Origin of the sequence: Microbulbifer sp. ARAS458-1 (assembly GCF_045348205.1) — a bacterium.
Taxonomy (GTDB): Bacteria; Pseudomonadota; Gammaproteobacteria; order Pseudomonadales; family Cellvibrionaceae; genus Microbulbifer.
The window spans coordinates 2,304,471-2,324,179 of sequence record NZ_CP155838.1; the positions used below are offsets into that span (position 1 = coordinate 2,304,471).

Genomic DNA, 19,709 nt, shown 5'->3' on the forward strand with positions numbered 1-19,709 from the left:
CGCCCGCCACCCAATCAAAAAGACCAGCCTCAAATGAGGCTGGTCTCATGACTGTCAAACTGTGGGACAGCAGTGGCCTTGGGCCCCTTTTTTTATTGCGGATGTTCTCGCTCCGCGCCGCTCCCCGCGGGCTGAATCAAAGTGCGTAAACGACGCAAAACAGTGCAACGATGGTGAGAACGATGGTGTAAGGCAGTGCCATGATCACCATGCGGCCATAAGACAGGCGAATCAGTGGTGCGAGGGCTGATGTCAGCAGGAACAGAAAAGCTGCCTGCCCGTTCGGTGTTGCGACACTGGGCAGGTTGGTACCCGTATTGATCGCTATCGCCAGCTTATCGAAATGCTCGCGAGTGATTTCGCCGGCTGTCAGTGCATCCTTCACCTCATTGATGTAAACGGTGGCAACAAACACGTTGTCACTGATCATCGACAGAATGCCATTGGCCAGAAAAAGCATGCCCGGTTGCTGCTCGGGCTCAAGGCTCAACACAAAGTGCGTTACCGGTGCGAACAGGTGCTGCTGATGAATCACGGCGACGATGGCGAAAAACACCACGAGCAGTGCGGTGAACGGCAGTGCCTCCTCGAAGGCGTGGCCAATCCGGGCTTCCTGGATAACGCCGTTGAAAGCGGTCAGAAGCACAATAACCATCAGACCGATGATGCCTACCTCGGCGACATGGAACGCCAGGGCGAGTACCAGAATGACCGCTACGATACCCTGCACCCACAGCTCAACAATATCGCGCTGGGTGCGTTTACGCTCCTGTTCGGCGGCGTAATTCGACAGAACCTCGCGCACGGCATCTGGCAGCTTTGCACCGTAACCGAACATTTTGGACTTCTCGAGCAGAAAACAGGTGACCAAGCCAGCTGCGAACGCCGGCATGGTGACCGGAGCCATATAGGTGAAAAATTGCAGAAAGTCCCAGCCGGCTTTTTCCGCAATCAGAAGATTTTGCGGTTCACCTACCAGGGTGCAGACGCCCCCGAGGGCGGTGCCTACTGCCCCGTGCATAATCAGGCTGCGGAGAAAGGCGCGAAACTGGTCAAGGTCAGAACGGTGGTACTCGACCACGCCATCGTCGCTTGAATGGTCGTGTTCAGGGTGCGTCTGCCGATTGGAGGCGACCTTGTGGTAGACCGCATAAAAGCCCACTGCCACGGCAATCAGTACTGCGGTTACCGTCAATGCGTCGAGGAAAGCGGAAAGTACCGCGGAAACCCCGCAGAACAGTAGCGATAGCACAGATTTTGAGCGCACCGAAACCAGCAATTTGGTAAATACGTACAGAAGCAGGCTTTTCATAAAGTAAATGCCGGCCACCATAAACATCAGTAGAAGGATGACCTGGATATTTTCCGTGACTTCATGAAAAACAGATTCACTGCTGGTCATTCCCAGCAGTACGGCTTCGATTGCCAGCAAGCCGCCGGGTTGCAGTGGATAGCACTTTAGAGCCATGGCCAGGGTGAAGATAAATTCACCAATGAGAACCCACCCGGTCACAAAAGGAGAAGTGGTGTACAGTAGGATCGGGTTGAGGATCAGGAAGAGGGCGATGGTCAGCTTGTACCAGTCTGGAGCCTCTCCGAGAAAGTTGTCGGTAAATGCGCGACCGATGCCGCCACCTGCTGCCGGCAGGGTGTCATTAAGAGCGTTCATTAATACTACTTCCTTGGTTCTCTTTGAGCCCCCTGCCGGTACCGCCGGGAGGACCGGCGGCAAAGCTACCTTTTTTTGTGGGGAAATTCAATTGGTTTTACCAATTCGTGCGGGATGTACGTTTTTGTCGATTGATCGGTAGAAACGGATTGATTTAATCTGGACACTTTTACGGTTTTGTATAAATTGAGCGGTTTGCAGGTGTGCGCGGTTGGCGCCCGGCTGGCTGGCAGTGAAAAATAACGAGAATTGCAGTGGTGTAGGCAATGAGTGGATTGCGCGAAATCAACCTGACCTCCGTCAGTCTGGTAAAAGACGAGCTGGTTGCGAGTATCGAAGGAGCGACCGGCCACCTGGACCAGTACGCGGCCGATCACGGGAATAAACTGGCACTGGAAAAGTGTATCCAGAGTCTGCGCCAGGTGTCTGGTGTATTGCAGATGGTGCAGTTGAGTGCGGCCGAGCTACTTGCTCAGGAAATGCTGACAGCCATGGGCGACCTGTTGCAGGACCGTCAGCAGTCCCCACAGGAACTGTTGGAAAGCCTTGGCATTGCGTTTTATGTGATGACCCGCTATCTGGACTTTGTTCAGAACCGGGCTACCCCCCGCCCGGAGCTGCTGGTTCCCTATATCAATAGCCTGCGCCTGGCCAGGGCGCAGGCGCCAGTGCCCGAAAGTCACTTTTTGCGCTGTCGTCTTGATGCGACAGTGCCCGGTGCCGTTTCCTCCGCTGTCATGTCGGAAGACCTGAAGACCTTCGTACGCCGTTTCCGTCATATGTATCAGGTTGGCCTGCTCGCGCTGCTGAAGGGGAAGCCGCGGGGACCTGCGTACACCATGATGGCCCGTGCGCTGCAGCGAATAGCCAGCGTGTGTGCCGGGCGTCCGAATGGCAAGCTCTGGTCGGTTGCGGGAACCGCGATCGCTGCCATGGCCAGCCGCGAGATGTTGGTCAATCGTCAGCGGGTGATGGTGTTCAGCATGCTTGATCGCCGGCTGCGCAATATCTGTCGCGACGGTGATGCGGCGCTGGACCAGCCAGCCCCCCCCGTGTTGATCAAGGAGTGCCTCTACTGGTTGGCTCTGGCAGGCCCTTCCGGGCAGGGGGAGAAGCTGCTGCAGGTATTCAGCGTCCGCCCTCTGTCCTACCGTGAACCGGAGCTTGAGCGTGACCGCGCGAGTCTTGGCGGTCCGGGTGCCACAGCAATTGCCGCGGTAGCCAGTGCGCTGGAAGAAGAGTTGTCCGGAGTGCGCCGCCTGTTGGATGACGCAGAAATGGTGGGCATGACCGGGCTGGATGATGAAGGTGGGCTGGTGGAAACCCTCCGTCGTATCTCCAACACCCTCATACTGCTCAATTTTCGCCGTATCGGTGAAAATCTGGGCGGCTCACTGACGGCCTATCAGAATTGTGCCCAGGTGGGTGGCCGCGCGGCGGATAATGCCCTGCAGCAGCTAACCAACCAGATACTGACTGTCGACAGTGCAATCCGGGCCATGCGCCAGCGCTCCACCATTGAACTCGATGAGAGTGGCCAGGCGGACATCGCCCTTGAGCGCAGCCAGCTGGAGGAAGCAGAATTGGCGGTGCTGAAGGAGGCGGAAGCCGGTCTTTCCCTGATTAAACGTGCATTGGCCTCATACGCTGAATCCGGCTTCGATCACGGACATATTCGCAATGTGTCCACCACCCTGAACAGTGTGCGTGGCGGTATGGTGGTCCTGAGTCTCGGCCGGGCGGCCGCTGTGGTCGAGCGCCTGGCACATTTTGTGGATGCGGTGATCGATCAGAAAACGGTTTCCCCGGGCGTCGAGCAGTCTCTGGAGATATTCGCCGATGCCATCATCAGCCTCGAGTATTACCTCGGTGAGGTGAAGCTGCACAGACAGGTCGATATGCAGTCGTTGGATCTGGCCGTGGAAAGCCTGGAGGCCCTGGGGTACCCGGTAGAGGTTGCCTGAACCCGGCCCCTGGTGCAGTCTTGGTTTTATGGTCCAAGTGCAGAACCCTATGAATGTCTGATTTCAATCCCGCGGCGAACGTATTACCCCACCCGGAGTTTCACTGGCACATTGTGGTTTCCCACGGAGAGGTGCTCTGCGGCGAGCGGGGCCCGCTTCATCTGAGCGCACCGGTGCGTGAGGCAGCCCGTGACGGGGCCCAGTCCAGCACGCATTATCTGGGGGACTGGGGCGGAAAGCCCTGCGCCGTTCATCATCTGCCCTTCCGCGTAGAGCTGCCCGGCTGTGAGTGGCGCGGATTACGCACATTTCTTGGGACCGTCAGTGAGGCCCTGTTTTTCCTGATCGGGCGTGCCGTGCAAGTGGTCAATTGGGACCTCGATCACCGCTTCTGCGGCCGCTGTGGCTTATCGACCGTTTATCATGCCAAGGATCGGGCGCGGGTCTGTACCTCCTGTAATTTTGCCGTATATCCGCGTATTTCCCCCTGTGTCATCATGTTGCTGGTACGGGGCGAGGAGTGCCTGCTTGCGCGTCACGCGCACCACCGTCACGCGTTATATACCGCACTGGCAGGGTTTATCGAGCCCGGGGAAAATGCAGAGCAGGCGCTCGCCAGAGAGGCGCTGGAGGAAGTGGGGCTCGAGGTCGGGCAGGGCCCCCAACATTTACAATATATCGGCACTCAGTCCTGGCCATTTCCCGGTCAGTTGATGATTGGCTATCTCGCCGAAGTGAGTGGCGGAACACTGAGGCCCGACCAGGAGGAAATCATGGAGGCGCGCTGGTTCCATAAATCGCAAATCCCCCAGGCGATTCCGCCGGCGGAAACGCTGTCGGGTCAATTGATCAGAACGTTTGTCGAGCGGTGCTGAAACGATTCCATAACTGCATCGCGCGGAGATGAGGCAATAACAATGTATATCGCTATAACCTTTGCAATCGCCTTCGTGGCACTTCTACTGGTGTTCTGGGGTGGAAAGGTACTGCTGCGTGGTAATTGGCTGATGGGCTTTTTACGCGGCTCTGTGGGCTTGTTACTGCTGGTGGGCGCGCTGCTGATAGTACTGGTGGCGCTGGATGTCTATAGCTATCGTAATCTTGGTGATGAGCACAGTGTCGGCACAGTCTCTTTCGAACGCTTGGGCAGCCAGCATTACATGGTCAAATTTGCTGATGAAGACGGCATCTCGCAAGAATTTGAGCTGTACGGGGACCAGTGGCAACTGGATGCGCGGATGCTCAAGTGGAAAGGCGCACTCGCGCGCTGGGGTATCGAACCGGCCTATCGTCTCGATCGCCTGAGTGGTCGGTATCTGACATTGCAGGATGAGCGCAATAAAGCGCGTTCGGTATATCCACTGGAGCAGAGCAGTCACGGCGTGGATCTGTGGAATTTCCTGCGTGAAATGAACAATCGCGTTCCGATGGTGGACGCGGTGTACGGAAGCGCGACCTTTTTACCCATGCAGGACGGTGCCGTGTACGAAGTCCGCATCAGCCACTCGGGGCTACTGGCCCGCCCGCTGAATCAACAGGCAGAGTCTGCACTGAACGAGTGGCAGTGATTTTCCGGTGAAATGGTTTTAAGTTGTCCGCAGTCAATGATGCTGCGGAAAGTAAAAAGAGAGGATTGAGTGGAATTTCTCAGCGAGTACGGATTGTTTCTGGCCAAGGTAGTGACCATCGTTGTGGCACTATTGTTGGTCATCGGTTTTATCGTGGCCAATCGCGCGCAACTGAAAGATCGCCAGCCCGGCCACATCGCCGTGACCCACCTGAACGACCGTTACGACGATATGAAGGAATCACTGCTGGAAGCGGTGATGGACGACGCGGATTACGCAGAGCGTAAAAAGCAGCAGGAAAAAGATAAAAAAGCCGAAGCCAAGGCACAGGCCAGGCAGAGAAAGGCCGCGCTCAAGGCGCAGGCCAAAGCGCGTAAGGCACAGGGTAACGATACATCCGGGGAAGAGTCCCGGGATGTCGCGGTGCCGGAACAGGCAGAGGCCGATGCGGAAGCCGGCGCAGCGCCCCTTGAAGGCGACGTGCAGGCAGCGGGTGAAAATCCCCAGCAGGGTGCCGGAGCGAATACCCGAAAACGCTTGTTTGTGGTGCATTTCGATGGCGATATCAAAGCCAGTGCACTGTCCAATCTGCGCGAGGAAATTACCGCGATACTGCAGATTGCCGGCAAAGACGATGAGGTAGTCGTGTGCCTGGAAAGCCCAGGGGGCATGGTGGCCAATTACGGTTTGGCAGCCAGTCAACTGGCACGGGTGCGCAGCGCTGGGGTCAAGCTGACGATCGTGGTCGACAAGGTGGCCGCCAGTGGCGGATACATGATGGCGTGCGTGGCCGATCGAATTCTTGCTGCTCCGTTTGCAATGTTGGGGTCTATTGGTGTGGTTGCACAGTTGCCCAATTTCCATCGCCTGCTGCAGCGCAATGACGTGGACTTTGAATTGTTTACCGCGGGCGAATATAAGCGCACGGTAACCATGTTTGGAGAGAACACGCCGGAAGGCAAAGAAAAATTCCAGAGTGATCTCGAGGAAATTCACACCCTGTTCCAGCACTTTGTGCAGGAATACCGGCCGCAACTGGATATTGCCAAGGTGGCGACCGGCGAAGTCTGGTTTGGCCAGCGAGCCCTGGATCTGGCGCTGGTTGATGAGTTGAAAACCTCTGACGAATATCTCACTTCGCGGGCGGCGAATGCCGACCTGTATCAGGTGGAATATAAAGAGCGTCAGAATATTGCGCGCAAGATGGGCCTCGCCGCGCAGCAGGGTATCGAAAGTGCTTTTTCTCGCCTGTTTACCCGGCTCGAAGCCTGGCGTCATCAGGCCCAGTAATTTCCACTGGGCCTGGAAAATATAGGTTGGAAAGGAAGTAGCGGGAATGGCTGCTGAACAACAAAACAATCCGGATCAGAGTTACCGGGCCATGCTGGTAGAGGAAGTGGCTGCGGGAAAGTACGACCAGAGTATCGTACAGCGGCCCATGAGCGACCTGCCGGCACACCCGGTTCGTATTGCGGTATCCCATTCTTCGTTGAACTACAAGGATGCGCTTTCGGCGTTTGGCAATCGCGCGATCACCCGCGAATACCCTCATACACCGGGTATCGATGCTGCGGGAACCGTGATCCGTGATGATAGCGGCACATTGCCACCGGGAACCCGGGTGCTGGTAACCGGCTATGACCTGGGAATGAACACCCCCGGAGGATTTGCCGAGCGCATTTCGGTGCCAGCCCAATGGGTCGCAGCCTTGCCGGAGGGGCTATCCCTGCGGGAGTCGATGATTCTGGGGACCGCCGGCCTCACCGCCGGGCTTTGCGTCGAAAAGCTGCTGGAGGCGGGTGCCAAGCCGGACGATGGTGAGGTGCTGGTTACTGGCGCCACTGGCGGCGTGGGTTCCATCGCCGTTGCACTTCTGGCCAAGCTGGGGTTCCGTGTGGCGGCGGTTACCGGCAAGCTGGAGTCCGCCGAATTTCTCACTTCCCTCGGAGCCTGGAAGGTGCTGGACCGCGAAACTCTGGCACCCTTTGCCAATAAGGCCATTGCCAAGCCGCTGTGGGCCTGGGCGGTGGATACCGTTGGCGGTGAGACCCTGTTTAATGTGATCAAGTGCCTCAAGTACAGCGGCGGCGTTGCGGCCTGCGGCATGGCTTCCGGTGCCCAGTTTCAGGCCAATGTTTTCCCGTTTATCCTGCGCGGTATCTCTCTGCTGGGTGTGGATAGCGTTGAATTACCGTTACCGAAAAAGGCAGAGGTCTGGCAGAAACTGGCGGGCCCCTGGTATATCGGTGAGCAGCTGGAGCGAATTGCGGAAGATATCTCTCTGGAGCAGGCGCCGGAATTCCTGGCCCGGCTTCACCGCGGCCACGGAATCGGTCGCTATGTTGTCGATATGACCCGGTGATGTATTTTCAGTCAGTTGTGTGAATCTGCACGCACATTTCCACTTTGCGGTCTTCCTCTAGGGGCCGCTGGCCGTCGGCCCTGTTATCCTCAGCTGCTATGCTGAATAGCCGCAATAAATTTAAGTTGGGATAGATTGGCGATTAAGTGGTCAATCACGAAGTAAAGTTCCTATTTTCTGTTGATCTGGTAGCAAACTTTGTCGGTCAATAATCCGGTACCCCCCATTACCCATGATTCTGGCGCCCTGGTTCTCTCCGGTGGTGGCGCCCGCGCAGCCTATCAGGTTGGTGTACTGAAGGCGTTGGCGGAGCTGACTCCGGACAGCGAACCGCACCCGTTCAAGATCATTTGTGGGACCTCGGCGGGCGCGGTGAATGCGCTGGTGCTTGCCACCCACCCAGGTACCTTCAAGGAGGCGGTTGCGCGCCTGTGTGATCTCTGGATGGGGCTGACGGTGGATCGTATCTACCGCAGTAACTGGACCAGTCTTCTCGGCAATATGCTCACCATCACCCGCTCCCTGTTCAATCATGGGGTTGCGCGACACAAGCCCCTGGCACTATTGGACAACCGCCCGCTGCGCGAGCTGGTCACCGAAGTGGTGCCGTTTGGCAATATTCAACGCAATATCGATGAGGGCCGTCTGCGTGCGGTCAGCGTTAATGCCATGTCCTATAGCGAGGGGGAGTCGGTCAGCTTTTTTCAGGGCAGTGAGGAATTGCAGGAGTGGCGCCGGTTCCGCCGTTGTGGAGAGCGCACTCAGCTCACCGTTGATCATCTGATGGCTTCTGCGGCCATACCGACATTGTTTCCTTCGGTAAAAATAGGCGATGCCTATTTTGGGGATGGCGCGGTGCGTCAACTGGCGCCGATCAGCCCGGCACTGCATTTGGGCGCCAGCCGGGTGTTTGTGGTGGGCGTATCGGACAACCGGTCTCCGGTACACTGGGGTAAGCATCGCAAGGCACCAAGGCACTCCCCATCGATTGCACAAATTGGCGGCCAGTTGTTCAATGCGGCGTTTATTGACAGTCTTGAGGGGGATCTTGAGCACCTCGACAGGGTCAATTTGTTGTTGAATTCAGTGGATGAAAAAACCCTGCCGGAGCTCGCGCCTCTGCGGGCAGTGGAGTCGGCAGTGATTGAACCGAGCCAGAGTCTGGATCGTATAGCCGGGCGCAAAGTGCGTTATCTGCCGCCCACGTTGCGGTGGTTGTTTCGCTCCACCGGCGCAACCACCTCTGGGGGTGGCGCGTCGGCTGCGAGCTATCTGTTATTTGAAAAACCTTATCTCGGCGAACTGCTGGAACTGGGTTATCAGGATGCGATGTGGGAGCGGGAAACTCTTAAGGAGTTTCTGCGACCGCGGACCCAACTGGTGGAAAGCCAGCAAAAAAGTCTGTTTGGATTACGGGTAAAGCCCGCAACGGAAGCTTCTAATGATAATTCCTCGACCTGAACTACCTTCAATGACACGGGCCAGGTTCAGCGGCTCGCTGCGATTTTGTGCTGCCGCGTCTCTGGCTGCACTTCTGGCTGCCTGCAGTGGACAGGGTACCCAGCAAGGGGCGACCAGTCCGACTCTGCGCGCGCAGAACCAGAGTGAGTACCAGATGTTACTGGAAGAGGCGCGCCAGCTGAGTTTTACTCTCGATTTTGACCGCTTGCGTAAAGCCTATGTGGAGTCTTCGGAATACAATCCCTACGGCGGAATGAAACTGAAAGGCCTACCGGAAGCGTACAGCTCGGTGGAGCAGGCGGATTTCAATAGCTGTCTGCGCAATGTCGATAAAGTGCTTTCCTACAACTATATGAGCCTTGAGGCACACATGATTGGTGTGGTGTGCAGTGGGCAGGCGGGGGAATTTGAGCGCGAGGACTTGCACCGCTACATGGTAGAAGGGTTGATGACTTCCATCGAAAACAGTGGTGATGGTAAAAGTCAGGAAAGCGCCTTTCTGACCATCAGTACATCGGAATTGCGGGGCTTTGTACGTCTCAAAGGGCTGCAGGTTCTGGATCAGTCCATTGTGTACGACAAGCAGGGTATCTACGACAAAATGCAGGTGCGCGATCCGGAGTCCGGGGAGGAGTATCCGCTGTTCTTCAATGTCAGTCAGCAGTTTGCCCACTCCACCGAAACGGAATAGAAAAGCGGGCTGTCGCGCAGTGATGCCCCGAAGGGTCAGCACAAGTGCTGCGACAGCTTGTCCCAGTCAAAGCGCCGGGTCTGACGATCGCTGAACAGAATCTCGACCCGCGTATCCTCCCATTTGATGACTCGCCCATAACCCAGTTTCTGGTGTTGTATCCCGTCTCCCACCGAAGGTTTTTTTAATACCGCGCGCGGTGCATTGATATCCGGGTTGTAATCGCATGCAGCCAGGTAGCGCAGTGCCAGTCGCGTGACCGGTACCTGGGTGTCGATATTTCCCGGCCGCTCACTCAGAGAGTTTCCCAGTAAATTACTGAGTGGCAGGTGCATTTCATCCAGAAACAGCGACGGCTTTTGCTCCGCTTCCGCGAGACTGTCAGAGGCTTTCTTGTCCGCAGCGGTTGGCAGCGGTGGTGTGAGCAGAAACAGCTGCTTGCGCGCGCGGGTCATGGCGACATACATCAAGCGGCGCTCGCTTTCAGTGGAGGCGGGAGTGGAGAAATCCCGCTGAGGCTGGTACGGCATATTGTGCGTGGTGAGCCCGGGAATTATGACCTGATCCCACTCCAGTCCCTTGGCCTGGTGCATGGTGGTGATCTGGATACGCCCGCGTGTTTCCTCCGATTTTTCAGTGCTGCCGGAAAGCCCGCTATCGTCTGACGCATCCTGGGTGTTGTCGTTCTGGTGTTGTTCCTGCAGCTGTTGCAGGTGGGCCAAGGCTTCCTGCGGTGCCAGGCGCAACTGATCGAGGTACTGGGTGAAGGCCAGGATGGTCTGCTGTTTTTCTTCTGCCTGCTGCCGGCTAAATGCGTCTTCGGCAATACCGCTCAGGAAGTCCAGCTCGCCCAGCTGCCGGCGCACCAGCTCCCCGGCTGTGCCGCGCCACTGTTCCACCTGTATCAGCAGTTCCGCCCGTTGCCGCAATCGCTTGCTCTGGGGTTGGCTCAGGGACTCCGGAATCCGTGTCAGCAGTGTTTTACCCCAGCCCTTTTCCTGCCGGGCAATTCCTTCACAGAGTGGTTCCAGCACTGTGCGGGCGATACGCACATGGGGAGCCGTAAGCCATTCGTACAGGCCCTTTGCGCGGCGCGCGATCGGCAGGTCACGAAACCGGCCTGCGGCGATATTCAGACTCCAGAACAGTGGGCGCAATTCCCGGCGCGAGAGAACCGTATTGCGACTGCCGGAACGGTAGGGAATATTGTTGGCCAGCAGTGCCAGTTCCAGTGGTGCGGCGAGGGACCAGAGCCTGACCAGTACGGCGATATTGCCTAGGTCGATGCCTTCCCTGTGGCAGCGGCGGATGTGTTCCACCAGCCATTTCCCCTCATTGGCCGTGCTGACCTGCTGGATTGATGTCGCCGCTTCGGGGTTGCCAGAGACACAGAAAATATCCGCGCGCTCGTGGTTGTTCTGGATAAAGTGGTTGGCGGCGAGCGACAGCGTGTGCCCGTAGCGGAAGGTGCGGCTCAGACGGTACACGTTGGACGGTGGGAAATCCCCGTCGAACAGGCGCAGCAGAAACTCCGGCCGCGAACCGCGCCACTCGTAAATGGTCTGGTCCGGGTCGCCAATGGCAATCACATTGCCGGATTTGCCGTACAGTACCCGCAGCAGGAAGTGCTGAACCTCATTGATGTCCTGGTATTCGTCTACCAGCAATTCCTGGTAAAAACTGCCGTAGGCTTCGGCCATTTCCGGGTTGAGTTTGAGTTGCATGGCCGGGTCGTAGAGCAGGTCGGCGTAGGTGACGGCCTGCTGCTCGCGACGCCAGTCCTCAAACTGACGAAACACCTTGAGAAAGTACCGGTATTCGTCGCCGAGCTTGAGTCGCTCAAAAGCGCTGAGATCGCCGTCCAGAGTAGTTTTGGTGAAATCGATAAAAAATTCCGCCGCTTCAGTCTCGGACTGTTTACGCGCGCGAATATCTTCCAGCTCCGCCGGTGGTGCGCAGGCTTCGATGGCTTTCCATATCTGCAGTTGCACCAGGGACTGGGGCAGGGGGGACAGGTTTGCCTGGGGCAGCTGGCCCCGGGCCATCATGCGCTGGTACAGGCGGTAACCGAGGCTGTGAAAGGTGTTTACCGCGGGGCTGTTTGGTCCACAGAGTAACTGCAGGCGGCGACTGAAATCTTCACGGGCGTTGCGGTTGTACATCACCACCAGAATCCGCCGCGGGTCGGCGCCCGCGTTTAGCCGGTTCTGGATATAGTGCAGTAGTGCCGTGGTTTTCCCGGAACCGGCCACGGCAATTATTTTTGCGTGACCGCCCGGGTGGTTGGCAATGGCCTGTTGCTCTTCCGTGAGCTGTGCTGGGTTGCCTGACATGAATTCGTGTACCACCAAAAAAGAGTACTGGATATATTGCCAGTATAGGGGTGGTGGGTACAAGTTTTTATGCCGGGTCCTCTGGTATCGGCTCGCCCTCATCACCGTGTCGCAGGGCCAGTTCCGCAATATACGAGGAGAGGAAAATACGGCCGGTCAATTTTTCCAACAGTTTGGACCGGCTCAACCGGTCGAGCACCGGCCCTTTTACCTCGGAAAGGTGCAGGCGGATGTTGCGGTTTCTCAGGTCCTTGTTGATCTGGTGCAGGCGTTCCAGTGCTGTGCCGTCGATACGGCTGACCGATGACAGAATCAGCACCAGCTCACGGGTTGCCGGATGACGCTTCAGTTCGCTCAGCAGGCGGTCTTCCACGGCGCTGATATTACTGAAAAACAGGCTCTCATCGATGCGCAGAAACAGAATGTCTTTCTGGGTTTCCACGTCGTGGCGCAGCACATTGCGGAAATGTTCGGTGCCGGGTACGCGGCCTACCACCGCAATATGTGGGCGGCTGCTTCGCCAGATCAGGGTGGCAAACGAGAGGCCAATACCCAGGGCGATGCCCACTTCCACCCCGAATAACAGTACCCCGATAAAGGTACACAGCATGGCGATGCCATCGGTGCGGTCGTAACGCCAGTTATGGATAAAGCCGCGAAAGTCGAACAGGCTGGCCGCCGCCACGATAATGATTGCCGCAAGCACCGTGAGCGGCAGTTCACTGAACAGTCCGGTCAGGTACAGCAGCACCGGGATCATGACCAGTGCAGCCAGTACACCTGCCAGCGGTGAGACGGCACCGGCCTCGGCATTGACTGCGGTGCGCGAAAAACTGCCCGCTACCGGCAGGCCACCAGACAGCCCACTGGTGATATTGGCTGCGCCCAGGCCGAGTAATTCCCCATCCGCATTGAGACGCTCCCCACGCCGCGCGGCCAGTGCCTGGGCGATGGAGAGGCTTTCCACGAAGGTGAGCAGGGCAATGATCAGAGCCGGCAGAAGCAGCTGAAAGACCAGGCGCCCGTTCCAGTCGGGGACAACTATCTGCGGCAGCCCCGCGGGGATGTCGCCGACGATCTCCAGTTCTTCACCGAGTTTCAGCCAGTGCACCAGGCCGATGGCGCAGAGCACCAGCAACATCGGCATCAGTCGCGCGCCCAGTCGCGCCAGTTGCTTTGGTGCGCCGAGCCGGTACAGCAGCATGGGTAACCAGATGCGGCTGGCGATGAGGATCGCGGCAGTGGCAACACCAAACACCAAGGTGGGCAGGTGGGCATCCGGCAAATGCTCCACCACGTGCAGTAACTTGACCGATGCGGTTTCGCCTTCCGCCTTGACCCCCAGTAGTGCGGGAAGCTGGCCCACGATAATCAGTGCTGCGGCTCCGGACACGAAACCGTTGATCACCGGGTGGCTCAGCAGGTTGGACAGCGCGCCCAGCTTGAACAGCCCCATGGCAAACAGAAACACACCACTGAGCAGGGTGAGCACGATGGCGGCGCCGATATACTCGGGGCTGCCGATGGCGGCAATAGGAGTGAGTGCGGAAACCGTCATCAGAGACAGAACAGCCGCGGGGCCGACCGACATGGCGCTGCTGCTGCCGAAAACGGCGTAAGCGATCAGTGGGACCAGGCTGGCATAGAGCCCCACGTGTGGTGGCAACCCCGCCAGCAGCGCATAGGCGAGCCCCTGAGGTACCAGCAACATGCCGGACACCAGTGCCGCGGTAAGGTCAGAAAGGAGCCACTGGCGGCGGTAATTTCGCAGCCAGAAGGGTATCAGTCGGTTTGCCCGCATCTGTTTTGCAGTCTTGCTCCGAAGGGCGCATGAATTCCATCAGCATAGCCCCTGCCATCTGGAAGAGGCCAGTGCCATCTACGCTCAGTGGGTGCGCTGCTCCAGAATGCGAAAGACGAACATCCCGGCCAGCATGGCGAGCACAAATACCGCCGCACCCGGCTGCAGCGCGCCGGTAGCGACAATGCCTGGCCCCGGGCAGAAACCGGCAAGTCCCCAGCCAACTCCGAAAGCCAGGCTGCCGAGAACCAGGCGCCTGTCGAGGGAGCGTTTGGTGGGCAGGTGTATTTCCCCTCCGAGCAGTGCGCTCTCGCGCTTTCTGGCCAGCGTAAACGCGGGCAGGCCGACCGCAATGGCGCCCCCCATTACCAGCGCCAGAGAAGGGTCCCAGGCACCGAACAGGTCGAGAAACCCGAGCACCTTTTCCGGGTTGGCCATACCGGAAAGCAGCAAGCCGACACTGAAGATCAGCCCGGAAACAAATGCGGAAACTGTTACTTTATTCATGGCGTCAGGCTCCCAGCAGGTGGCGCGCGATAAAAACGGTGGCGAAGCCGCCGCACATAAATGTCAAGGTGGCAGCCAGCGACCTGGGCGACATTCGCGACAATCCGCAAACACCGTGGCCGCTGGTACATCCGGCTGCATAGCGGGTACCGAGCCCCACCAGCAGGCCGGCCGCAACCAGCACCGGGTAGCTGGCATTGATTTCAATAGGGGGCAATGCATAAAACAGTGCCCAGACCCCGGGGCCCGCGAGAAGGCCGAGGATAAAGGCGAGCTGCCAGCCGTGATTGCTTCGTTCTTCAGGCCCGCGCTCGCGGTTTATCAGTCCGCCGAGAATCCCGGAAATTCCTGCGATACGGCCGTTTGCGAGGATCAACCAGGCGCTGGCCAGCCCGATCAGCACCCCGCCGGCGAGAGCGGATATGGGGGTAAATGCATTCCAGTCGATGTTCATGGTGGCGAGTTACTCCGCGCAGTACAGTTGATACAACGTTTGTAACAGGGCCAGTACCTTCGGGTCAGCCACCCGGTAGTACACCCGCTTGCCTTGCTTGCGTGTGGCGACCAGGCCCTCCCGACGCAATACGCCCAGCTGCTGGGATAGGCTCGGTTGGCGTATATCCAGTCGCTCCTCCAGCTCTCCAACGCTCAGTTCCTCTTCACACAGCTGGCAGAGCAGGAGCAGACGATCCTGATTGCCCAGCGAGCGCAGGAGTTGCGAGGCTTCCCCTGCGGCGGCACGCATTCTGTCGAGCTGTAAGTCATTTGGGTCCGGCATTCTGGCGTTCCGCTTGGTGATTCAGGCTGGGGTGAGGCTAAGTGTGCGTCCTGTGGGCTGCCGGGCAGCCACGGCAAACTGTTACAGAAAAAATAATATATTGAAAAGTATATTGTTGGAATATATATTTCTGTTTGTTATTGATATATTCCTAAATCATCTATGAGGCGCTGACATGGTTACCGCAGATCTCCCTCCACTCGTGCAACCGTTTCTCGATGATGACACCGAGACATGGAGCTATGTGGTCTATGACCGGGCCGGTGGCAGTGCCGCGGTCATTGATGCTGTTCTTGACTTTGACCAGGCATCTGGGCGAACCAGCACCGACGGCGCCCAGAGAATGGTTGAGTTCGTGCGCGACAAGGACCTGACCGTGGAATGGATACTGGAGACCCATGCCCACGCCGACCACCTGTCTGCGGCGCCGTTCATTCGCGAGCAGCTGGGGGGAAAGATCGCCATCGGCGATCATATTCGTCAGGTGCAGGGTATCTTTCGCGATGTCTTCAACCTGGAAAAAGAGTTTCTGGTCGATGGCTCCCAGTTCGACTACCTGTTCCATGATGACGACACCTTTAATATTGGCGACCTGGAGGGGCGGGTTCTCTACGTACCCGGTCACACGCCGGCAGATATGGCCTGGCTGATAGGCGACGCGCTGTTTGTGGGCGACACCCTGTTCCTGCCGGATGTGGGCAGTGCGCGCTGTGACTTCCCCGGGGGGGATGCCCGCGCCCTGTATCGGTCTGTGCGGAGGCTGCTGTCTTTACCGGAAGAGACCCGCATGTTTATGTGCCACGACTATCCGCCCAACGGTTCCCGTGAGCACGAATGCGAGACCACGGTAGGTACCCAGAAGCGCAAAAATATTCATCTGCACGACGGTGTGCGTGAGGATGAATTTGTGAAGATGCGGCGTGAGCGCGACGCCACTCTGGGGATGCCACGTCTGATTTTGCCGTCCATCCAGGTCAATATTCGCGCGGGCCAGATGCCGCCGGCGGAAGACAATGGCACCGTGTATCTGAAAGTGCCGGTCAACAAACTTTAACCAGCAAGCCATAGAAAGGTGCAGTGACCTTTTACTGTCGCCTTGCGAGGGCCTTTCGAGTGAGTGGAGGAAACAACTATGGAACGCAAAACACTGGATTCCCAGGTCAGTATTTCCGCGGAGCCTGCGCTCGAGGCTTTTGCCGAGCTGAGCGAGCAGGGCGTGGAAGTGGTTGTGTGCAACCGTCCGGAACACGAGGCCGAAGATAGCGTCGGTTTTACCGAACTGGAAAACGCGATAACTGCTGCGGGCATGACATTTGTAGCTATCCCGTTCTCCCGCGGACAGATGCAGCCAGCCCACAGCGAAGAATTCGCCAGGCTGTTGAGCAGTGGCAAGAAGGTGCACGCCTTCTGTCGCACAGGTAATCGCTCCTGCAATCTGTGGGCGGCGGCGCGCTGCCTGAATGGTGCCGACAGGAAGGCACTACGTCAGGCTGCCACTAACGCCGGGTTTGATATCACTGGTGTGCTGGTGACCTACTGATCCGGGTCAGCACATTGTCTGAGGAATCCATCCGGTGAAAGGGGTATTCGGTCGTGGCGTGGGGTGGTTCCTGAGCCAGTTTATACCTGCTGCGCAGTGGTTGCCCGAGTATTCACGGGGGGCGTTGCAAAGGGACCTCTCCGCTGCATTGATCGTCACCGTCATGTTGATTCCGCAATCCCTTGCCTATGCGCTGCTGGCGGGTTTACCGGCGGAAGTGGGGCTCTACGCGAGTATCGCGCCACTGGTCGCCTATGCGCTGTTTGGTAGCAGTCGCACCCTGTCGGTAGGGCCTGTTGCCGTCGCTTCGCTGATGAGTGCGTCGGCCCTCGGTCAGGTAGCGGCACAGAACACTTCTGACTATCTGCTGGCGGCAATGGTCTTGGCATTATTGTCCGGCTTGTTTCTGTTTTTTCTGGGCGTATTGCGCCTCGGGTTCCTCGCCAATTTCCTGTCCCACCCGGTGATCTCCGGGTTTATTACCGCATCGGGACTTCTGATCGCCCTCAGTCAGTTAAAACATCTGCTGGGTGTCCCTGCGCAGGGTGACAACTTGCCCGAGCTGATGATGTCGATGTATTCCGGTCTGGGAAGCGTCAATGTGTACTCGCTCGTTTTGGGTGCGTCGGTTGTAGGTTTCCTGATCTGGTCGCGCGGTGCTGCGGTGCGATTTCTCCAGCAGCTGTCAGTATCGAAAAATACCGCCGTATTGCTGGTGAAGGCGGCGCCGGTCGTTGGTGTGGTGGCCACCATTCTTCTGGCCAGTGGTTTCGATCTGGAGGGAAAGGGGGTTGATCTTGTCGGAGAAATTCCCCGTGGCCTTCCACAGATTGTGTGGCCGACTTTATCCCTGGAGCTGGTACAACAACTCTTTCTACCGGCGGTGATGATTTCCATTATTGGCTATGTGGAATCGGTATCCGTCGGCAAAACCCTCGGTGCCAAGCGCCGCCAGAAGATTGATATGAACCAGGAGCTGATCGGGCTGGGTGCGGCAAATATTGCTGCGGGATTTTCCGGAGGCTTTCCGGTTACTGGCGGTTTCTCGCGCTCGGTGGTCAACTTTGATGCGGGTGCGGAAACCCAGATGGCGAGTGTGTATACCGCCTGCGGTATCGCGCTGGCGGCAATGTTTCTTACACCGTTTCTCTTTTATCTGCCCAAGGCGACTCTGGCGGCGACCATTATTGTTGCGGTGCTGTCTCTGGTGGACTTCTCCATTCTGAAAAAAACCTGGCAGTACTCACCCAGCGATTTTTTCGCAGTGCTGGTCACCATCGTGGTTACGCTCCTGTTCGGCGTGGAGGTTGGGGTGTCCTGTGGGGTGCTGGCATCGGTTGTACTGTTCCTGTACCGGACATCCAAACCGCATATCGCGGAAGTGGGGCTGGTGGAAGGCACAGAACATTTCCGCAATATCCAGCGTCACCCGGTGCGGACCCTGCCGCAGATATTGAGTATCCGGGTGGACGAAAGCCTGATGTTTGCCAACGCGGCATTTCTGGAGGAGCGGGTGTACGGCGATATTGCCGCGACACCGGAGGTCCGGCATGTGATTCTGATGTGCAGCGCGATCAATGAAATCGACTGGAGTGCGCTGGAAACCCTCGAATCCATCAATGCACAGCTGAAGGCTTCGGGAATTTGCTTTCACCTGTCCGAGGTCAAGGGGCCGGTGATGGATGCCCTGTCGAAGAGCGGCTTTCTAGACGCGTTGTCGGGCAAGATATTTTTCACCCAGTACCAGGCATTTACCACGCTGCGTGACCACTTCGATGGTTGCCCACAGTAACGGGCTGCTCGCTATGGGGAAAACAGGTAGGGAAACAGCCGCTCTTTCTCCTTATCCGTGAGCGACTCCACCCGCAGGATATTGTTGTGGGGAATGGATTCCGGGTCCGGATAATTTTTTAGCCCGCGCTCCAGGCTCGCTTCGCGCAGAATATGCAAAATAGGGTAGGGGGCGCGATTGGTGAGGTTTTCCGCATCGTCCGGTTGCGTATCTGCAAACTGGTAGTGGGGGTGGAAGCTGGCGATCTGGTACACACCCTCGTAGCCCTGCCGCTTCAACAGCCACTCGGCATCGTCGAGGAAAAAGTTGTAATCGTGAAAGTCCTGCAGCTGGGTGGGCAGGATCAGCAGGGTGGTTTCCACCTCTTCTTCCGTGCAGCGGTCCAGTACCTGAAATTCCTGCAGTAACTCCTCCAGCAAAATTTCCGTGCACTTTTCCCCGGCTGCGTCGCTCACCACGTAACGGATCTGCCCGGCGCGCAGCGGCTTGCGGGCAAAGGGGCACAGGTTCAGCCCCACCACGACCTCATTCAGCCACTGCTCGACCTGGGCGATAACCGGATCGCTGTCTGTCATCTCACTGAGCGTCCGCTTACCACATCAGGTCATCGGGGATTTCATAGCCCGCATAGGGATCGTCTTCATCCGGCGTTGCACTGCTGTTTTCCGGTGGCTGCACCACCATGGCGGGATTGCGCTCGGCAATCTTTTCGGCCACGACCTTGGGCACCAGCTCGAACTGTTCGCCCTCACTGACGATCAGTAGCCGGCCTGCGATCAGGTGGTCCTGTACTGCGGCGGAGACATAGATTTTTTTGACCTTCTTGTCGAAGGTGAAGTGGTAGGCAATATCGTCTTTGCCATTGGCGCCCTTGGACTGCTTGTTGCGCTCGATCAGCTGCTTGACCTGAGCCTGAATGGCCTTTTCCTGGGCGGCCGCCTCACGCTGGGCATTCAGTTCCCGGTCTTTGGCCACTTTGGCTGCACGGGCCTGTTCCGCTGCCAGTTTGGCCTCGTCCACCTGAACCTCGCCAGATTTCTTGGCCACTTTGTTCTGTTTGCGCTTTTCTTTGCTGATTTGCTTGGCTTTCTTGCCGTCTACCAGACCTGCCTTGAGCAGTTGATCCTGGAGTGATGCCATGGGGGTCTACCTGATGGGAACGTTCAGGCGGGAATTCTAGCGGATTTTGGTGGGGATGCGCAGCGTCAAGGAACTGCGTTGCTTGCGGTTAATTTCTGAAATG

The 19,709-nt window shown here is 57.6% G+C and carries 18 protein-coding genes; 10 read left to right on the top strand and 8 right to left on the bottom strand.

The genetic code is table 11. The features are described from left to right. Positions 1-136 precede the first annotated feature (136 nt). A complete protein-coding gene (gene nhaB, locus AAFH99_RS09445; protein WP_051686945.1) occupies positions 137-1,669 on the bottom strand; it encodes a sodium/proton antiporter NhaB in 1,533 nt (510 codons plus the stop codon). A gap of 266 nt (positions 1,670-1,935) precedes the next feature. Between nhaB and AAFH99_RS09450 the strand changes: the two genes are divergently transcribed. The 7 genes from AAFH99_RS09450 (at position 1,936) to AAFH99_RS09480 (ending at position 9,715) form a co-directional block, all read left to right on the top strand. Beyond that, the gene (locus AAFH99_RS09450; protein WP_043316735.1) at positions 1,936-3,633 is read left to right on the top strand and encodes a hypothetical protein; all 1,698 of its coding nucleotides are present in this window, start codon (positions 1,936-1,938) and stop codon (positions 3,631-3,633) included. 53 nt (positions 3,634-3,686) lie between these two features. Beyond that, positions 3,687-4,508, top strand: a complete 822-nt coding sequence (gene nudC, locus AAFH99_RS09455; protein ID WP_406827578.1) for an NAD(+) diphosphatase — start codon at positions 3,687-3,689, stop codon at positions 4,506-4,508. 42 nt (positions 4,509-4,550) lie between these two features. Beyond that, positions 4,551-5,201 carry a hypothetical protein gene (locus AAFH99_RS09460; RefSeq protein ID WP_043316731.1) on the top strand — a complete coding sequence of 217 codons (651 nt, stop codon included), beginning with the start codon at positions 4,551-4,553 and terminating at the stop codon, positions 5,199-5,201. 69 nt (positions 5,202-5,270) lie between these two features. Then, positions 5,271-6,491: a protease SohB gene (gene sohB, locus AAFH99_RS09465; RefSeq protein ID WP_043316729.1), complete on the top strand. Its 1,221-nt coding sequence runs from the start codon at positions 5,271-5,273 to the stop codon at positions 6,489-6,491. A 46-nt stretch (positions 6,492-6,537) separates the two neighbouring features. Further along, on the top strand, positions 6,538-7,563 hold the full coding sequence (locus AAFH99_RS09470) for a YhdH/YhfP family quinone oxidoreductase (protein ID WP_406827579.1): 1,026 nt from the start codon (positions 6,538-6,540) through the stop codon (positions 7,561-7,563). A gap of 198 nt (positions 7,564-7,761) precedes the next feature. Continuing rightward, positions 7,762-9,024: a patatin-like phospholipase family protein gene (locus AAFH99_RS09475; protein WP_231491527.1), complete on the top strand. Its 1,263-nt coding sequence runs from the start codon at positions 7,762-7,764 to the stop codon at positions 9,022-9,024. After that, the gene (locus AAFH99_RS09480) at positions 9,005-9,715 is read left to right on the top strand and encodes a DUF4919 domain-containing protein (protein WP_081847925.1); all 711 of its coding nucleotides are present in this window, start codon (positions 9,005-9,007) and stop codon (positions 9,713-9,715) included. The genes AAFH99_RS09475 and AAFH99_RS09480 overlap by 20 nt, the downstream gene beginning before the upstream one ends. Positions 9,716-9,750: 35 nt before the next feature. Here AAFH99_RS09480 and AAFH99_RS09485 read toward each other — a convergent pair whose 3' ends face one another. The 5 genes from AAFH99_RS09485 to AAFH99_RS09505 form a co-directional block, all read right to left on the bottom strand. Further along, positions 9,751-12,048 (bottom strand): ATP-dependent helicase, encoded by a 2,298-nt coding sequence (locus AAFH99_RS09485; RefSeq protein ID WP_406827580.1) that lies wholly within the window; start codon positions 12,046-12,048, stop codon positions 9,751-9,753. 67 nt (positions 12,049-12,115) lie between these two features. Further along, positions 12,116-13,849, bottom strand: coding sequence for a SulP family inorganic anion transporter (locus AAFH99_RS09490; RefSeq protein ID WP_406827581.1), 1,734 nt, complete (start codon positions 13,847-13,849; stop codon positions 12,116-12,118). Between the two features lie 84 nt (positions 13,850-13,933). Next, the gene (locus AAFH99_RS09495; RefSeq protein WP_406827582.1) at positions 13,934-14,356 is read right to left on the bottom strand and encodes a DUF6691 family protein; all 423 of its coding nucleotides are present in this window, start codon (positions 14,354-14,356) and stop codon (positions 13,934-13,936) included. Positions 14,357-14,360: 4 nt separating this feature from the next. After that, positions 14,361-14,810: a YeeE/YedE family protein gene (locus AAFH99_RS09500; protein WP_043316718.1), complete on the bottom strand. Its 450-nt coding sequence runs from the start codon at positions 14,808-14,810 to the stop codon at positions 14,361-14,363. A gap of 9 nt (positions 14,811-14,819) precedes the next feature. Continuing rightward, positions 14,820-15,134 carry a helix-turn-helix transcriptional regulator gene (locus AAFH99_RS09505; RefSeq protein ID WP_043316715.1) on the bottom strand — a complete coding sequence of 105 codons (315 nt, stop codon included), beginning with the start codon at positions 15,132-15,134 and terminating at the stop codon, positions 14,820-14,822. 175 nt (positions 15,135-15,309) lie between these two features. On the opposite strand from AAFH99_RS09505, the gene AAFH99_RS09510 reads away from it, so the two are divergent. The 3 genes from AAFH99_RS09510 to AAFH99_RS09520 all read left to right on the top strand — a co-directional run bounded on the left by AAFH99_RS09510 (position 15,310) and on the right by AAFH99_RS09520 (position 18,466). Beyond that, a complete protein-coding gene (locus tag AAFH99_RS09510) occupies positions 15,310-16,188 on the top strand; it encodes an MBL fold metallo-hydrolase (RefSeq protein WP_406827583.1) in 879 nt (292 codons plus the stop codon). Positions 16,189-16,266: 78 nt separating this feature from the next. After that, positions 16,267-16,674, top strand: a complete 408-nt coding sequence (locus tag AAFH99_RS09515) for a TIGR01244 family sulfur transferase (RefSeq protein WP_406827584.1) — start codon at positions 16,267-16,269, stop codon at positions 16,672-16,674. 34 nt (positions 16,675-16,708) lie between these two features. Next, positions 16,709-18,466 carry a SulP family inorganic anion transporter gene (locus AAFH99_RS09520; protein ID WP_406827585.1) on the top strand — a complete coding sequence of 586 codons (1,758 nt, stop codon included), beginning with the start codon at positions 16,709-16,711 and terminating at the stop codon, positions 18,464-18,466. Between the two features lie 11 nt (positions 18,467-18,477). Here AAFH99_RS09520 and AAFH99_RS09525 read toward each other — a convergent pair whose 3' ends face one another. Continuing rightward, positions 18,478-19,041: a DUF1415 domain-containing protein gene (locus AAFH99_RS09525; protein ID WP_406827586.1), complete on the bottom strand. Its 564-nt coding sequence runs from the start codon at positions 19,039-19,041 to the stop codon at positions 18,478-18,480. 16 nt (positions 19,042-19,057) lie between these two features. Next, positions 19,058-19,606: a DUF2058 domain-containing protein gene (locus AAFH99_RS09530; protein WP_406827587.1), complete on the bottom strand. Its 549-nt coding sequence runs from the start codon at positions 19,604-19,606 to the stop codon at positions 19,058-19,060. Between the last annotated feature and the right edge of the window lie 103 nt (positions 19,607-19,709).

Excerpts from the sequence above, each read along its gene's own strand:
- nhaB (WP_051686945.1), bottom strand. The coding sequence starts at position 1,669 with ATGAACGCTCTTAATGACACCCTGCCGGCAGCAGGTGGCGGCATCGGT.
- AAFH99_RS09450 (WP_043316735.1), top strand. The coding sequence starts at position 1,936 with ATGAGTGGATTGCGCGAAATCAACCTGACCTCCGTCAGTCTGGTAAAA.
- nudC (WP_406827578.1), top strand. The coding sequence starts at position 3,687 with ATGTCTGATTTCAATCCCGCGGCGAACGTATTACCCCACCCGGAGTTT.
- AAFH99_RS09460 (WP_043316731.1), top strand. The coding sequence starts at position 4,551 with ATGTATATCGCTATAACCTTTGCAATCGCCTTCGTGGCACTTCTACTG.
- AAFH99_RS09470 (WP_406827579.1), top strand. The coding sequence starts at position 6,538 with ATGGCTGCTGAACAACAAAACAATCCGGATCAGAGTTACCGGGCCATG.
- AAFH99_RS09480 (WP_081847925.1), top strand. The coding sequence starts at position 9,005 with ATGATAATTCCTCGACCTGAACTACCTTCAATGACACGGGCCAGGTTC.
- AAFH99_RS09485 (WP_406827580.1), bottom strand. The coding sequence starts at position 12,048 with ATGTCAGGCAACCCAGCACAGCTCACGGAAGAGCAACAGGCCATTGCC.
- AAFH99_RS09490 (WP_406827581.1), bottom strand. The coding sequence starts at position 13,849 with ATGCGGGCAAACCGACTGATACCCTTCTGGCTGCGAAATTACCGCCGC.
- AAFH99_RS09495 (WP_406827582.1), bottom strand. The coding sequence starts at position 14,356 with ATGAATAAAGTAACAGTTTCCGCATTTGTTTCCGGGCTGATCTTCAGT.
- AAFH99_RS09500 (WP_043316718.1), bottom strand. The coding sequence starts at position 14,810 with ATGAACATCGACTGGAATGCATTTACCCCCATATCCGCTCTCGCCGGC.
- AAFH99_RS09505 (WP_043316715.1), bottom strand. The coding sequence starts at position 15,134 with ATGCCGGACCCAAATGACTTACAGCTCGACAGAATGCGTGCCGCCGCA.
- AAFH99_RS09510 (WP_406827583.1), top strand. The coding sequence starts at position 15,310 with ATGGTTACCGCAGATCTCCCTCCACTCGTGCAACCGTTTCTCGATGAT.
- AAFH99_RS09515 (WP_406827584.1), top strand. The coding sequence starts at position 16,267 with ATGGAACGCAAAACACTGGATTCCCAGGTCAGTATTTCCGCGGAGCCT.
- AAFH99_RS09525 (WP_406827586.1), bottom strand. The coding sequence starts at position 19,041 with ATGACAGACAGCGATCCGGTTATCGCCCAGGTCGAGCAGTGGCTGAAT.
- AAFH99_RS09530 (WP_406827587.1), bottom strand. The coding sequence starts at position 19,606 with ATGGCATCACTCCAGGATCAACTGCTCAAGGCAGGTCTGGTAGACGGC.